Consider the following 591-nt stretch of genomic DNA (forward strand, 5'->3'; position numbering starts at 1 on the left):
TAGCACTCTAGCTTGGAGATGAATTTGAATAATATAGATGTATTTAATTGTGCTGCTATGGAAATATTTCATATTTGCTTAGAGAATTTTCCTATATCAACAAAAGTAAAACCATCGCAAATCGGAATTGATGTGTCTGGTTATTTTAAGCTTTCAGAAGATAATGTAGCGCTTTTCAATGATTTCACAAATATTGATGAAATTTGCAAGTATACTTTGTGGTGGTTAAAAGATGAGAGCTATATTCGTATAAGTTCTCCAATGGCGGACGGCAGTTGCTCAATTGTATTGGCGGAAAAAGGGCTTGTTGCTATTAATAAAACACCTACAGTACTCGAAAATAAAAAGTCTTTTAAAGAACTTTTCTTTACAGGTTTATCAACATTACCATTTAATATTACATCGGGTGTAATGACTGAGTTTTTCAAAACTGCCAGCTAACAAGGCATTAAAGTCGGACTTGTAACAGTTTGCTCGGTTCCGCTTCGCTTCACATTTTAGCAAACTATTACAAGCCGCTTAATGTGGCGTTAGTTGTACAAAGATAAATGGAGTTTATATGTTCGGTAAGTCTAAATATTTAAGCTGGGT

1 protein-coding gene is annotated in these 591 nt (G+C 34.0%); it reads left to right on the forward strand.

Going from position 1 to position 591, the window contains the following annotated elements; all coding sequences use genetic code 11:
• Window positions 1–24: 24 nt before the first annotated feature.
• Window positions 25–441, forward strand: coding sequence for a hypothetical protein (locus AC27G3_RS18200; RefSeq protein WP_487124057.1), 417 nt, complete (start codon window positions 25–27; stop codon window positions 439–441).
• Window positions 442–591: the final 150 nt, after the last annotated feature.

This window comes from Colwellia sp. SU-HH01217, from assembly GCF_057543495.1.